This is a genomic window from Mycobacterium sp. THU-M104, from assembly GCF_049197365.1.
Classification (GTDB): domain Bacteria; phylum Actinomycetota; class Actinomycetes; order Mycobacteriales; family Mycobacteriaceae; genus Mycobacterium.
The window spans coordinates 1-14350 of the sequence record NZ_JBMIOP010000284.1; the positions used below are offsets into that span (position 1 = coordinate 1).

A 14350-nucleotide genomic window follows, 5' to 3' on the forward strand; every position below is an offset into this window, starting at 1 on the left:
AGCCTCGATCCGACCGGCAAAGGCCGGCAACGCTGGATGAATCGATGGAAGGCGCCACTCGACGCGTTCGAGCTGGCCTTCCCGGGACGACTAACCCAAGGCCGAAAGTAACACTACGACAACCAGTTACACCGTTAACTCGACAGCCTCCCGTCCACCACACCCCCAACCTCCCCGATACCCCAGGTGTGGCCTCTCACGCCACAGACGCCCTCGAAGTGGGGCCACTTCTGGCCGGGCGGATTCCAGTCCACGTCGCAACGGGACGACTTGCAACACTAGTGCAGTGGCGGGTGTGCCAGAGACGGATATCGCACGGGTGCAGCGGTGGTGCCGGGACCGGGTGCCGGAGCACCTCCGTGACGAGGTGCGGGTCGAGGCGGACATTGCGGAGCGCCATCTGACGATCGTGGAGTGCCGACCGCCATGGCGGCCCGATATGGGCACGGAGTGGACCCGCTTCCCGGTTGCGCGACTGCGTTACACGAAGACCACAAGCATGTGGTCGCTGTATTGGCGCGACCGCAACCTACGTTTCCACGCTTACGACCTGGTGTCGCCCACGGCAAGCATCGAGAAGTTGTTGGCCGAGGTGGATCGCGATCCCACAGCGATCTTTTGGGGCTGATTAGCCCGGCGCCGCTTACGCGGTCCTGCCCGTCACGGTGGCGTCGGTGATGAGGTCGGCCGGTCGGGCCCAGCCGAGAGTCTTGCGTGGGCGGTCGTTGAGTTCGTCGGCGACCCGCTGCAGTTCGTCAGCTGAGATCGTGTCCAGGTCGGTGCCTTTGGGAAAGTAGTCTCGCAGCAGGCCGTTCATATTCTCGTTGGAGCCTCGCTGCCACGGCGAGTGCGCGTCACAGAAGAACACGCGCGTGTCAGTGCGGGCGTTGATCTGTCGGTGCAGCGCAAGCTCCTTGCCCTGATCCCACGTCAAGGTTCGCCGAAGATGGGGTGGCAGAGCGCCCAGCACGTCGGAGATGCCGTCACGTACCGCCTCTGCGGTCGGCCGTCCCTTTGGCACGTGGACCAGGATCAAGAAACGGGTTACGCGTTCGACGAGAGTGGCTATCGCTGAACGGTTTCCAGCACCCATGATGCAATCGCCCTCCCAGTGACCGACCTGCACTCGGTCGGTAACCTCAGCGGGCCGATCGGCGATCATCGTCATATCGGTGAGCCGACCACGGCGTTCTAGCCCCTGGACGCGACGTCGGCGGCATCGGCGCCTGCGTTTGGCCGGACGGGTTAAATCTGTCCTGGGAGCGTAGATCGCCTGGTAGATCGACTCGGTGCAGAGGTGGCGCTCAGGTTGGTCAGGGAACCGTGCCGGCAGTTCATGGGCAACTTGTTCAGGACTCCACCGCTTGCCCAACAGCTCAGCAACAACACCAAGTAGCGGCTCGTCACGCGTTATCCGGCGTGTCCGCGACGGCCGGGATTGCCGTTCGGCGGTACGCCGCTCCGCCGTAGCAGGCAAGTAGCGGCCCTGATCATCTGCGTTGCGGCGCAGTTCCCACGACACCGTGGAGGCCGCCCTGCCCAACTCGTCGGCGATGCCGCGCACACCGACACCCGCACGGTGCAGATCGGCGATCGTCGTCCTCTCGGCCAGCGACAGATATCGAGGATGCCGCGGCTTGTGTTCTACAAGACTCACCGGTGGATAGTGCACCGGCTCGCCGGCCCTGTTGCGGATTGTGCGCCCATAGCGCCAGCGTGTCCCCGTCCTGCGGTTGATTCCCACGATCCGGCACGCCTGCCGGTTGCTTATCCCTTGGGCAATCAACCGAACGAACCACTCCTGCTTCTCAACGTCGCCGTGTCGGGTCTTTCGCTGTGCTCCCACCGCAACCTCCAAATCGCCTCGGTGTTGCGACGTGGACTGGAATCCGCCCCGTCACAGTGGGGCCAGTTCAGGTTGACATTGCGACCCCTGCACGGTCTGCTCGAGTGGGAGAACACGAGGACCTGTGGCACACGCCTCCGACTGGAGGACGATCGCTTCCCCGACACTATGAGGGGACGCCGCTACCCTGCATTCGACACCGACCCGAAGCTGCGGGCGACAACACCGCCTACTTCGAGTTGAAGGCACGGGTGGAATCACTTGCCGCGCCGCCGCGCTCGTCCGGGCGCAGCGAACGCAGCAGGCGCAGCGCCGATTCGCTGGCGTGGTAGCCGCATAGCCCGTGCACTCCGGCCCCGGGCGGGGTGGACTGCGAACACAGATAGACCCCCGGCACCCCGGTGAAGTAAGGGTTGACCGCAATCCGCGGCCGAAACAGCATCTGCAATCCGTCGTTGGCGCCGCCGATGATGTCACCACCGAGGTAGTTAGGGTTGTAAGCCTGCAACCCGGCGGTCGACATGCTGATCGTGGCGATCACGCGATCGCGGAAACCCGGCGCGAACCGCTCGATCTGCCGGACGATCGCGTCAGTAGCGTCGCCGGTGTAGCCGAACGGCACATGGGCGTAGGCGTAGACCGGGTTGACGGCGCCAGCCGAGCGCGAAGGATCCGCCAAGTATTGCTGACCGAGAATGACGAACGGCCGCTGCGGCATCCGGCCCAGCGCACGGTCCCGTTCGGCATCGGCGATCTGCTCGAAGGTGCCACCCAGGTGCACAGTACCGGCGCGGCCGCAGTCCGGGTTCGTCCAGGGAATGTCCCCCTCGACGACGAAGTCGACTTTGAACGCCGACGAGCCTTGTCGGTAGCGCCGGTAGGAACGCCTGATCCGCGGCGGGATCGCGTCGCCGTAGATTGACAGCGCCGCAGCCGGAGTTACGTCGAGCATCACGACGTCAGCGTCAGGGATTTCGACGCGCCGGGTGACCGGCACTCCGGTGGTGATCGTGCCGCCGTAATCGGTCAGCGCGGCGACCAGGGCTGCGGTGATCGACCCTGAGCCGCCTTCGGCGACCGGCCAGCCGTAGCGGTGACCACCACCGAGCATCATCAGTCCGAGCGACGCGGTCAGTGGCCGGTCCAATCGGCTGTAGAGGTGCGCGGCCACTCCGCCGAACAGCGCCCGCGCCTTCTCGGTGTGAAACCATCGCGCCATGGTCGTCGCCGGCAGCAGTGCACGTGGCCCCAAAACGGCCAACCGGATCGGATGGCGCGGGACATGCAGTACCGGAGCGAGCAGATCCTCAGCCAGCGCGTCGAATCCGGCGGCAAGATCGCCGACTGCGCGCCGCCAGCGGGGGCCGTCCGATCCTAAACCGGCAGCCGTCTTCTCGACCGACTGGTAAAGTATCCCGGCGGTGCCGTCGTCGAGCGGATGCGCGCAGTCCACCTCCGGCCATTTCCACACCAGGCCATGGCGGGACAGGTCGATCTGTCTCCAAAACGGCGAACCCACCCCAAGTGGATGGATGGCTGAGCAATGGTCGTGGATGACGCCGGACACGGTCAGCTCGCCCGACTGGACGCCTCCTCCGACGGTGTCGGTGGCCTCCAAAACCTGGACATCAAAACCGTTGCGCGCGAGGTTGATTCCCGCCGCCAGGCCATTGGGCCCGGCACCCACAACGACCGCGCGGGTCATCGCGGCGCGGCGTCGGTGTGCTGCCCGGTGACGTGGACGGGGAACTGGTCGCCGGATTCTGGCCAGGGTTGGCGGGCCAGCATGTCTTCGACGGTGACATAGCCTGCTTCGATCAGACCGGTCTTGGCGTCGACGATGCGGTACCACTGCTGTTGGGCCTGGATCGGTTGGGCTTCTAGGACGATGAGCCTGAGATCACCCTCGTCGAAGTGGCACCGCCGTTGCACGGCGTGCAGCAGTTGCTCGTTGTGCAGGTGGCCTTCGCCGAAATTCCACCCGACCAGAGGCCCTGCGATCATCTCACCCTCGCGGATGCTGTAGCCCTCCATGCCGGCCGTCCCTCCCAGGGCACGGGGCAACAACCCGTTGAGCGCTCGACCATGTAAGTGCATGGAGCGGAACGCCCCGGGAACCTTGTCGGCAACGACTGCGGCGGTCGCCGGATCGTAGAGTTTTGCCAACTGGTTGGAAACGAGCGCCGAGCTTTTGACGACGTTGGCTTCGATCCTGTCCTCGGCGCCCGGACGGAAGCACCACAGGCTGGCCGCCCAGTTCCCCGCGTAGTAGCGCATCGCGGGCAAAAACGAAATCTGTTGAGGAAACATGTTTCCCGCAATCGGAATTACCACTACCGCAACGGTCAAGACAACCAGCAGCAGCGGCGAGTGTAGATCGTAGACCCGGATCGCACCGTAGTGACCGAAGAGGTAGAACAGCGAGAAAATGAAGAACACATTCCATTCCAACGGCACCCCCATCGGCAGGTTGGAAATGATGTTGAGATGGAAGATCACCATGAACCCGATGAGAACCCACCGCCACGGCTGGTCGCCGGCGACGAAAACCAGGATCCCGGGCACGATGAATTCGGCAGTGGTTCCGCCAACGTGCGCCATCAGCTTCGGCAACCGGGACGGGCGCAGGTCGTTGACCGGATCGCGGTAGAGTTTGCGCTTGAACCAGGTGAATGTCTTGCTCTGCAATAGTGCATTGTTGCTCGTCATCACTGCGACCACGTACGGGAAATGGTGAGTGAGCTTGGATGTCGCGGCCCCCCACCACAGTCCGAGCATGATGATCTTGAAAGCGGCTATCTGGGTGGTGAAACTGAAGAAGAAGACCAGCAACTTCAAGCCGTAGTGCTCGGCACGGGCGGCCAGGAAGATGGTTTTGTCACGCAGCCCCAACAGCGCCAGCGCGATGATCGTCGGCACTACCACGACGGGATTGATCAGCCCGACATCGCCGCCGGCCGTGACCGGGCTGCCCTGACCCGGCGACAGCAGCGCCCACACTCCCGAGACGAGCACGAGCGCGTACAGGGCGACGTCGAGCACGGTGCGGGTGTCGCCTCCAGTGAACGGAACCTTGTCCGGCCAGGGTGGTAGCCGAATCGTGTTGGGCCGCAACCAATATAAGAAGCCGCCGATCGGCGGCCAGAATCGGCCAGTGAGCGGTCCCGATCCGCAGCCCAGGCCCAGGATCTCGAACAGGAGTGTGAAAACGACCGCCTTTTGGTACATGATCGGTTGCATCCACCACTGGCTGATGTGGCTGAGCCCACCGAGTTCGGGTGTCAGCGCGATGACCGTGGCGGCGCCGGCCACATAGGCCGCGATTTTCAGCAGGTATAACAGATAGACCGCGTACGGTGTGCCGAAACCATGTTCGGCCCAGTGGCGGCTGCAGATCTGAACCCGGGTGCCCCACGGTAACGTCTGCCAGGAATCGAAGTCGACGTCAGGCATCGACGGTTTGATGAATCCCATGATTACCTTGTCGAAAAGCAAATGTCAGTTTGGACGAATTGGCTTCGCAGGCCGGGCTTGTCGATCTTGCCGACCGGATTTTTGGGCAGATCGTCGACCACGATGATGTCGGCGGGCAGTTTGTACTTGGCCAGCCGTACCTGGAGATGCTCGCGCAGGCCGTCGGGAGTGACGTCGGCGTCGCCGCGCAGCGACACGAACGCCACCGGTACCTCGCCGTAGACCGGGTCGGGCCGGCCGACCACGCCGGTCTCGTGCACCGCCGGGTGGCTGTAGAGAACCGACTCGATCTCCTTGGGGTAGATGTTCTCGCCACCGCGGATGATCATGTCTTTGGCCCGGTCGACGAGGGTCAGGTAGCCGTCGGCGTCCAGCACGCCGATGTCGCCGGTGTGCAGCCAGCCGTCGACGATGGTTTTCGCGGTCTCCACGGGCCGGTTGAGATAGCCGCGCATCACCGTGGGTCCCTGGATCACGACCTCGCCGGGCGATCCGTCGGCGACCAGTTTGCCGTGCTCGTCCATGACCGCCACCTGGATGCCGGGTAAGGCCAATCCGACTGTGCCGGGTTTGCGGACACCATCGAGCGGATTGCTGGTGGATGCGCAAGTGCCTTCCGAGAGCCCGTATCCCTCGATGATCGGGACGTTGTAGCGTTGCTCAAAGCGCCGAATCAGCTCAATTGGCATTGGCGCCGCCCCGCACACAGCGTACCGCAGCGAGCTGGTGTCCGGAACGACTTCAGAAGGCAGTGCGGCGAGCTTGCCATAGATTGTGGGAACTGCCGAAAACGTCGTGGGCCGAACCTGTTCGACGATGTCGAAGAACGTGGTCGGGTTGAAGCGCCCCGCCACGGTGGCTTGCCCGCCAGCCAGCAGCGGGGCCAAGATGCTGACCACGATGCCGTTGACGTGGAACAGCGGCAGCACCAGCAGGCTGTGCGAATCGGCGCTCATCCCGACGAACTCGATCATCGACTGCGCCATCGCCATGATGTTGGCGTGGGTCAACTCGACCCCCTTGGGCCGGCCCGTCGTGCCGCTGGTGTACACCAACAGTGCCACCGCATGGTCGGAGACAACGACCGAACCCGTCGCCGGCCCAGCGGGTTCCGACAGTTCGGCCATCCCGACCACGGCGCAGCCGCTGTCTGGCGTCGCCGCATCGTCGCACACCACGACCCGGGCCGCGGCGTCGCCGAGCTGATAGTCCACCTCGGTAGAGGTCAGGAACGGATTGACCGGGGTTGCCGCCGCGCCTAACCGCCATGCCGCGAACAGCGCGACGACCAGCTCCACTCGATTGGGCAACTTCACTGCGACGACGTCGCCCGCGCGGACGCCCGCTTGCGCCAGCCGGGCCGCGGCATTCTCCACCCGCTGCAGCAGCCGTGCGTTGGTGAGCTGCCCGTTATACTCATCGGCCAAAGCCGGGCCGTGCGGGTCGCGTGCGGCGCGGTCATCGAGCAACTCAGCGAAGTGCATTTATTCCTCTCGACGGGAGCTTTAACGAAAGCTATGCCACGCTAACGTGCTTGATGTGATGCGCACCATATGTCCCGACGACGAAGCGTGCTGCCGCAGTTGTGCGCGGAGCATGAACCGTCTCAGCCAGGCCTGATCGTCGCGGCCGGCCCGGCCGGGCGCAGCACCGCCGAGGCCATCCACCGGCAGGCATCCAGGGCGATCTGCACCCGCAATACGGCGTCGGGGTTTTCAAGGCCGATCCCGCACAGTTTCAGCGCCTGCCCGACCCGGTACTGGATAGTGTTGCGGTGCAATGTCATCGCGTTGGCGGTTGCCACGTAGCTGCGGTTGCGGGACAGAAACTCGCGCAGCGTCTCCCGCAGCCAGCCGGTGCGCTCATCGTCGATCGCCAGATCGCCCAGCACCTCCCCGACGAAGTGCCGCAGCTCGTCGAGATCGCGGGCCATCAACGCGACCGGGGCGACGTCAGCGTAGAACGCGACCCGGGTCGCGGGTCGGGCAAGGGTGACGATCACCGCCTTCGCACGTTCGGCCTGCTTCAGCGACCGGCGGAAACCGTCCAAGCCCACTTCCCGGTTGCCGAATGCCAGATAGACCTGGTGCCCAGCTTTTTCCAGCGCAGTCCGCACTAGCGACAGGTCGGTGCCGTCGGCACTCCGCACGCCGAACCACAGCCGCGCCTCACGCTCATCGGTGGGAACCAGCAACGTACGTCCGGGCGCGTCCAGTTCGGCGGCAACCAGCGATCGGACCTGATCGAACAGAGTCACCACGTCGGAGACGGGCACCGCGACGTCGGTCCACGCCACCGCGGCGACATGCATGCCCTCGAAGCGATATTCGAGGACTTCTTCGGCGCGGTGGGTGTCTATCGTATCCCCTGCGAGCACCTGGCTGATCCACTGCTGACGCAGGCCACTGCGCCTGCTCACCCAGTGCTCCCTCTCCTGCTCGTAGGCCACCCCCACCTGGTCGCAGATCTGGTCGATCCAGCGGGCCGAACGGTTGACCAGGTTGATGATCGCCACGGTGCGCTCGGCGGGTGGCAACGACAACGCGTACTGCATGCCGATGTCCAAAAACCGTGCATGCCCGAATCGATAGGCTCTGATCAGTGCCGACAGCGGGACGTCCCGCTGAGCCAGCGCGCGGGCGTAGCCCATTGCCGCCGGCGGGGCATCCAGTGGGATCTCCGGTGTGTCCAGCTCCAGATAGTGGATCGCCGCCACCACGTTCTCCGTGATGCTGGCCTTCAACAACTCCACCATCCGGACGTCGAAGTCCAGCGCCCGGATCTGTGCCGTGGTGGCGTCGATCAGGTCGGCGATGAACCGCTCGCGCTGTGCGCCCATGTACCGGGCGACCGCCCTGATCGGGCTACCCGCGTTGTCGGTCACTGTCCGCCTCCTGCAGTCGTCGCCGTCACCGCAGTCAGTGTGCGCCATCGAGAAGGCAGGCCTCTTGGATTCAGACGGTCGCTGATTCCTGGATGTCGAGGTAGAGGCTGCGAACGTTCATCAGTAGCTGTGGGTAGGACTTACGCCGGCCATCACACTGAGATTATCGAGTTCGGGGGTAGTGACGCTCGATTTCAGCCCAGAATCCGCCGATCAGGTGAATGACCAAAGCACTGAACGACCCATAGTCCAGACCGGGTCGGCGCTCGTCGAGGTAGCGCACCAGCGCGTCACGGACCGCAGTAGCGCGCAGTTGGCACCGCTCGACGAGTTCGGCGGTCGGGAGCTACCCAGCATGCAGGTACGCCTTAAGGTCTGGCCCGCATCAGCGGCCACCTCGATGATGCCGGGCTCACCGCCAAACAGTGGCGGCGGCGCGATGGGATGCCGCGCTACCGCATCAGCGCCCATGGTTCCTCCGACGAGCTGTTGGGCAACCTCACGATCACCGTCACCGCGGCCGGACAAGTCAGTGTGCGGTTGCCCACACCGCTGGGACACTTGGCCAACGGCGACCGCGGGCGCTACCTGCTGTCGTGCCCGGCGATGTTCGCCTATGGCGGGCAGGAGTGGGCCGACCGCGGGGGCGTTCAGCGAGGCGTGGGCTCATCGCAACCTTGAGGTGTTGATCAAGCGGTGATATCAGCGCGCCGAGGAGGCATTTGGGCCAGGGGCCCTGCGTGTCCGGGTGAGTTGAGTCCAACGGTTCACAGCAACCCGCCTGCAGGGCGACATACGGATCAATTCGAAGGTGACGATTTCCAGCCTGGCTGCCACCGGGGAGAATGCGCGCATGGAGCCGATACATCCACGCGCCGAGGGCTGGGTTCTTCCAGTCGTCGAACTCGGTCGCGGTCTCCGGGTGGTGGTGTGGACTGGATCGTCATCTGGACAACAACGGCCGACGCGAAGATCTACATACTCCGTATCGAACCGGCACCGTCTCTGTAGGAACAGCGCGAAACTGCGATGCCACCGACTACCGCGACCGCGCGGAGTCACCCGCTGAGCGCTCGGCGACGCCCCGGCGGGCTACGGAGTGGACCGGCGCACCGGCACCCGTGCTACCAAATCGGGACCGGGGCTTGCCCCAGCGGGTAGTAGCCGGGCAGTTTCTCCCCGGCCAGGCTGCGCTCGATCCGCTGCTGCATGCCGCTGCTCAGATCGCCGGATTCGATCAGCGTCGCGAACATCTTCGCGACGTGACCGAAGTCGAAGAAGTCACGCTGCCACGCGATGAGGTTGTCGTTGTCCAGCCGAAACCAGCTACCGCCGATGCCATAGATCTCGCCCTGGTTGCCGTCGGACTTGGTGACGATCTGCTTCCAGAAGCCGACGATCTCACCCTGCTTCTCGTCGATGAGTACCTTCTGATACTCATAGACCCAGTTCTCCAGGCCCTCCATTTCCAGACCGAGGGCAATGTCGCGGATCTCGTCGACGCCCACGCACATCGCGTCCTCCTTGGGGCCGATGTTCCAGCCGTAGGTGGCCTCGGGGGCATAGAAGTCTGCCAGCGGCTTCCAGTCGCCGGCCTTCTCGCAGTCCTTGTTGGCCTGCAACCAGCGGTCGACCCATGCCTCGAGTTCTGCGCGCGACGCCATTCTCAGTCCTCTTTCTCCGTGATGAACAGTGCTTGGGTGGGGCATGCCCGGACGGCCCGTTGGATCTCCCCGCGGGCGTCTTCAGGCGGCTCGGCGTCGATGATCTCGACCTTGCCGCGTTTGGGTACCCGGAAATGATCCGGGGCCTCCAGCTCGCACATCGCATGGCCCTGGCACAGGTCCAGGTCGGCCTCGACTCGAAAACCCATCGGCCATCTCCTATCTGCGGCGGCGGTAGCGCACCGTGGCGGGCCGGGCCAATTGCACCACCATCTTCGAGTGGTCGTTGTGATAGCTGTCGGGCGGCTGGGCCATCTCGAAGTCATACTCGCGCAACAGAACCGAGAAGATCGCCTTGATCTGCATCTGGGCGAACGCCGCGCCCACGCAGCGGTGTCTGCCCGCGCCGAACGGAATCCACGTCCACCGGTTCACCAGGTCCTCCTGGCGGGGCTCCTCGTATCGCCGCGGCACGAAGTCGCCGGGGTCGGGGAAGTCCTCGGGGATCCGGTTGGAGATCGCCGGCGAGGCCGCGACGAAATCGCCCTTGTGGATGGGATAGCCCTCGACCTCGAACTCGCCCTGAGCCACCCGCATCAGGATGATCAGCGGCGGGTGCAGGCGCAGGGTCTCCTTGAGGACGTTCTCCAGCTTCGGGATCTGGCGCAGCGCATGGAAGCTCACTTCCTGCCCGTCGGCGTAGAGCTCGTCGAGCTCCTTGACCACCTCCGCGTAGGACTCAGGGTGTCGCATCAGCTCGATCAGCGTCCACGCCGAGGTGCCCGAACTGGTGTGGTGCCCGGCGAACATCAACGAGATGAACATTCCGGTGACCTCGTCGGCCGAGAACCGCGCGTTGTCCTGCTCATCGGTGATCGACACCAGCACGTCGAGCATGTCGCGGTCGCCCTTGTCCGCCGGCGGGTTGGCGATGCGCTGGTTCATGATCTCCTGCACCAACGCCACCAGGCCTTTTCGGGCTTCGTCGCGGATGCGGAAGCTCTCGATCGGCAGATACGGGTCGACGTAGCACAGCGGGTCCGTGCCGCGCTCGAGCTGGTGGTAGAAGTGCGCGAACCGCGAGTCGAGCTGGTTGCGGAACTTGGTGCCGATCAGGCACGCGGTCGAGGTGTAGATGGTCAGTTCGGCGAAGAAGTCCAGCAGGTCGATCTCGCCCTCGTCGCACCAGTTCTCGATCATCCGGTGCACTTCGCGCTCGATGGTGGTGGCATGGCCCTTCATGTGCTCACCGCGCAGCGCCGAGTTGTGCAGCATCTCCTTGCGCCGCTCCGGGCTGGCGTCGAACACGACGCCCTTGCCGAAGATCGGCGTCATGAACGGATAGGCTTGCGCCTGGTCGAGGTCCTCGTCGGCGGAGCGGAAGAAGAACTCGTTGGCGCCGGCGCCGGAGAGCAGGATTACGTGCTTGTCCGCCAGCTGGAACCAGCCGACGTCCCCGCACTCGTCGCGGACCCGCCGCATCAGCCCGATCGGGTCGGTGCGGAACTCCTCGAGGTGGCCGTGTTCTTCTTCGCCGCCGGAAACCCGGGGCACAGTCGCAGTGGTGGTCATTGTCCTGGCATCCCTTCTTCGCCCAGGGCCAGCTTCTGGCGAGATGTGTTGTCGGCCAACGGCGCCTCGGGCTGAAGCTCCATGTTCGCGATGAAGCCACCGCGCGGTGTCTCGGCGACGAACGTGATGGCGCGTGCCAGGTCGGCCGCCCGCAGGAAGTAGTCGTGGCGGGCCTGACCCCACCTGGCCCAGTCCTGAAGCGCCGGGCCGATCTTCTCGGCCGGCAGGCTCCAGCCCATCGACGTCTTCGTCGGGCCGGGATGCACGATCGAGGCGCGCACGCCGGTGCCCTCGAGTTCCATCTGGAAGTTGGTGACCATCGCGACGAGCGCGGCCTTGGCCGCACCGTAGGCGCCCATGTGCGGCCGCTGTCGCAAGGCCACGTCGGAGCCGACGAAGATCAGGTCACCGCGCCGGCGCTCGAACATTCCCGGCAGCACCGCGCCGGCCAACCGGAACGCGCCGACGAGATGGATCTGCAGCTGCGCTTCGAATTCGTCGTCCGCGATCTCGGCGAGTTTGCCGAAGGAGGTGTCACCCGCGCAGGTCACCAGCACCTCGATCTCGCCGATGGCTTCGACCGACTGCGCGACGAAGGAGTTCACGGATTTCGGATCGGTGACGTCCAAGTGGAATCCGACCGCCTGGCCGCCGTCGGCGTTGATCTTGCCGACGATGTCGTCGAGCTTGCCGACGCGGCGCGCACCCAGGGAGACCGGGAAGCCGTGGGCCGCGAGCTCGATGGCGGTGGCCTCCCCGATGCCGGAGGAGGCGCCGGCCACGATCGCCGGCCGGCGATCGGGCAGGGGGTCGAATCGGGGCATTCAGCGGACCTCCACGGTCATCGGCAGATGGGCGAAGCCGCGGACATTGCTGGAGTGGACGCGGACGGCGGTGGCCTCGTCGACCTCAAACCCGCGGATTCGCTTGAACAACTCGGTGAGGGCCACCCGCGCCTCCATGCGGGCCAGGTGCGCGCCCAGGCAGAAATGCGCCCCGCTGCCGAAACTCAGTAGCTTGGGCCCGATTCCGCGTCCGATCACGAATTCGTCGGGGCGGTCGAACACCCGTTCGTCGCGATGCCCCGAACCGGGCAGCAGCAGCAGGACGTCGCCCTCGGGAAGGGTGGTGTCGTAGAGGGTCAGCTCGCCGGAGACCGTGCGGGCCAGGATCTGGCTGGACGTGTCGTAGCGCAGGGTCTCCTCGACCCACAGCTGCACCCGGGACAGGTCGGCGTAGACCGGCGTCAGCTGGTCGGGATTCCTGTGGCCCCAAAACGCGGCATTGGCAAGAAGTTTGGTGGTCGTCTCGTTGCCGGCGATCACCATCAGGAACATGAACCCGAGGACTTCGTCGTCGGTGAGCCGGTCGCCGTCGATCTCGGCTTCCAGCAGTGCCGTGGTCAGATCGTCGGTGGGCTTCTCGCGTCGCTCGGCCACCATCCCCTGGTAGTAGACGATCAGGTTGAGGGAGGCCTCGACGGCTTCCGGCGGGACGTCGGTGACCCCCTCCTCGCGGTGCATCACCTCGTCGGCCCAGGCCCGGACCTGCGCCCGGTCGGGTTCGGGGACCCCCATCAGCTCGGAGATGACGTCCATGGGCAGCTTGCCGGCGAATTCGTCGACGTAGTCGACGCAGTTGCCGGCGCCGTCCGCTGCAGACCTGGCCTTGTCCAGCATCGTGTCGAGGTGCCGTGTCGCGATCTCGGTGACGCGGGGCTCGAGTTCCCGGATCCGGCGTGGGGTGAAGCCTTTCGACACCAGGGTGCGCAGCCGCAGGTGGGCAGGATCGTCCATCGCCAGGAACGACATCGTCTTGGACGCGTGCGGGCCGCGCGACGCCGGGTCCAGCGAGACGCCGTACTTGTTGGACAGTGTGGTGCTGTTGCGGAAGCCCTGCAGCACGTCGCTGTGCCGCGACACCGCCCAGAACTTCAGTTCCTCGTTGCGGTACAGCGGGGCCTCGTCGCGCAGCCGCCGGTAGTACGGGTACGGATCTTCGTGGACGTCGTAGTCGTAGGGATCGAACACCAGCTCGTGGTCACCCACATGCACGGTCATTCGCTGTGTGTCTCCTGGCTTGTCTCTGCGGCGCCGGTGAGGATGAGCTTCACCACGTAGGCCAGCCGGTCGGCGATCTCGCGATAGGTGAACTCGCCGCTGCCGGCCTGCACCAGCGCACCGAAGAACGACATCTCCAGCGCCGCCACGGCGGTGGGATCGGCGTTGGGGCCCATGGCGGACGTGATGCGGCGGTGGATCTCCGCGCCGATCCGGTCGCGCGCGGCGCGCACCGCCGGGTCGCCACCGCCGCTGAGCAACGCCGTCGTGCAGGCCGCGCTGACCTCCGGCTCGTCGGCGACCACCAGCGCCAGGTGGCGCAGCACCATCTCCACCCGGGTGGGCATGGAGTCGTTGACGTCGGTGAAGAACGGGACCTGCCGGACCAGGTCCAGATAGACCTCGGCGATCAGGTGGTTCTTCGACGAGAAGTAGGTGTACGCGGTGGCCGGGGCGACCTTGGCGCGCGCCGCCACCGCGCGCACCGTCAGGTCCGCGTACGACGTCTCACGCAGGGTTTCGATGCCGGCGGCCAGCACCTTGCGAAATGTCTCCTCCTGGCGGCGGTTGCGCGGCGCTTGACCGGCGTGCCGCCCAGCCTGAGATGGCGTCGTCACCCCCACATCGCTGGACACATGTCCAAGCTAACGGATCGACGCGGCGCCTGGCAAGGCCGCGCCGGAAATGCCGCGCTCAACGGCCAATATCTGCGCGGTTGCGCGCCGTTCCGGGCATCGCCCCTTGCACGGCCACCACCTGGAGGACTAGGGTTCCCTGGGGCAATACCGGACAAGTGTCCACTTGATGTTGTGCGGGTTCCGGGCCCGCGGTCCGCCACGCGAAGACGGGA

General features: G+C 65.3%; 13 protein-coding genes. 2 read left to right on the forward strand and 11 right to left on the reverse strand.

From position 1 onward, the window contains the following. The first annotated feature begins 295 nt into the window (after positions 1–295). Entirely contained in the window at positions 296–628 is a 333-nt protein-coding gene (locus ACOJVU_RS20250) for a DUF3024 domain-containing protein (RefSeq protein ID WP_421531415.1), read from the forward strand. Positions 629–643: 15 nt separating this feature from the next. On the opposite strand, the gene ACOJVU_RS20255 is transcribed toward ACOJVU_RS20250, so the two are convergent. From ACOJVU_RS20255 to ACOJVU_RS20275, 5 genes are all read right to left on the reverse strand, one after another. Further along, positions 644–1846 carry an IS30 family transposase gene (locus ACOJVU_RS20255; RefSeq protein ID WP_421531439.1) on the reverse strand — a complete coding sequence of 401 codons (1203 nt, stop codon included), beginning with the start codon at positions 1844–1846 and terminating at the stop codon, positions 644–646. A 229-nt stretch (positions 1847–2075) separates the two neighbouring features. After that, positions 2076–3551 (reverse strand): phytoene desaturase family protein, encoded by a 1476-nt coding sequence (locus ACOJVU_RS20260; protein ID WP_421531416.1) that lies wholly within the window; start codon positions 3549–3551, stop codon positions 2076–2078. Next, positions 3548–5320 (reverse strand): DUF3556 domain-containing protein, encoded by a 1773-nt coding sequence (locus tag ACOJVU_RS20265; protein WP_421531417.1) that lies wholly within the window; start codon positions 5318–5320, stop codon positions 3548–3550. Before ACOJVU_RS20265 ends, ACOJVU_RS20260 begins: the two co-directional genes overlap by 4 nt. A gap of 2 nt (positions 5321–5322) precedes the next feature. Beyond that, the gene (locus tag ACOJVU_RS20270) at positions 5323–6804 is read right to left on the reverse strand and encodes a class I adenylate-forming enzyme family protein (RefSeq protein ID WP_421531418.1); all 1482 of its coding nucleotides are present in this window, start codon (positions 6802–6804) and stop codon (positions 5323–5325) included. Between the two features lie 122 nt (positions 6805–6926). After that, positions 6927–8204, reverse strand: coding sequence for a PucR family transcriptional regulator (locus ACOJVU_RS20275; protein WP_421531419.1), 1278 nt, complete (start codon positions 8202–8204; stop codon positions 6927–6929). Between the two features lie 444 nt (positions 8205–8648). On the opposite strand from ACOJVU_RS20275, the gene ACOJVU_RS20280 reads away from it, so the two are divergent. Further along, a complete protein-coding gene (locus tag ACOJVU_RS20280) occupies positions 8649–8885 on the forward strand; it encodes a hypothetical protein (RefSeq protein ID WP_421531420.1) in 237 nt (78 codons plus the stop codon). Between the two features lie 443 nt (positions 8886–9328). Here ACOJVU_RS20280 and ACOJVU_RS20285 read toward each other — a convergent pair whose 3' ends face one another. The 6 genes from ACOJVU_RS20285 to ACOJVU_RS20310 are packed head-to-tail and all read right to left on the reverse strand — an operon-like array spanning position 9329 to position 14135. Beyond that, complete coding sequence (locus tag ACOJVU_RS20285) at positions 9329–9868, reverse strand: nuclear transport factor 2 family protein (protein ID WP_421531421.1); 540 nt, start codon at positions 9866–9868, stop codon at positions 9329–9331. A gap of 2 nt (positions 9869–9870) precedes the next feature. Continuing rightward, a complete protein-coding gene (locus ACOJVU_RS20290) occupies positions 9871–10077 on the reverse strand; it encodes a ferredoxin (protein ID WP_421531422.1) in 207 nt (68 codons plus the stop codon). A gap of 10 nt (positions 10078–10087) precedes the next feature. Then, on the reverse strand, positions 10088–11440 hold the full coding sequence (locus tag ACOJVU_RS20295) for a cytochrome P450 (RefSeq protein ID WP_421531423.1): 1353 nt from the start codon (positions 11438–11440) through the stop codon (positions 10088–10090). Then, complete coding sequence (locus ACOJVU_RS20300; protein WP_421531424.1) at positions 11437–12264, reverse strand: SDR family oxidoreductase; 828 nt, start codon at positions 12262–12264, stop codon at positions 11437–11439. Before ACOJVU_RS20300 ends, ACOJVU_RS20295 begins: the two co-directional genes overlap by 4 nt. Further along, positions 12265–13500, reverse strand: a complete 1236-nt coding sequence (locus ACOJVU_RS20305) for a cytochrome P450 (RefSeq protein ID WP_421531425.1) — start codon at positions 13498–13500, stop codon at positions 12265–12267. It lies immediately after the preceding gene. After that, positions 13497–14135 carry a TetR family transcriptional regulator gene (locus tag ACOJVU_RS20310; RefSeq protein WP_421531426.1) on the reverse strand — a complete coding sequence of 213 codons (639 nt, stop codon included), beginning with the start codon at positions 14133–14135 and terminating at the stop codon, positions 13497–13499. The genes ACOJVU_RS20305 and ACOJVU_RS20310 overlap by 4 nt, the downstream gene beginning before the upstream one ends. Between the last annotated feature and the right edge of the window lie 215 nt (positions 14136–14350).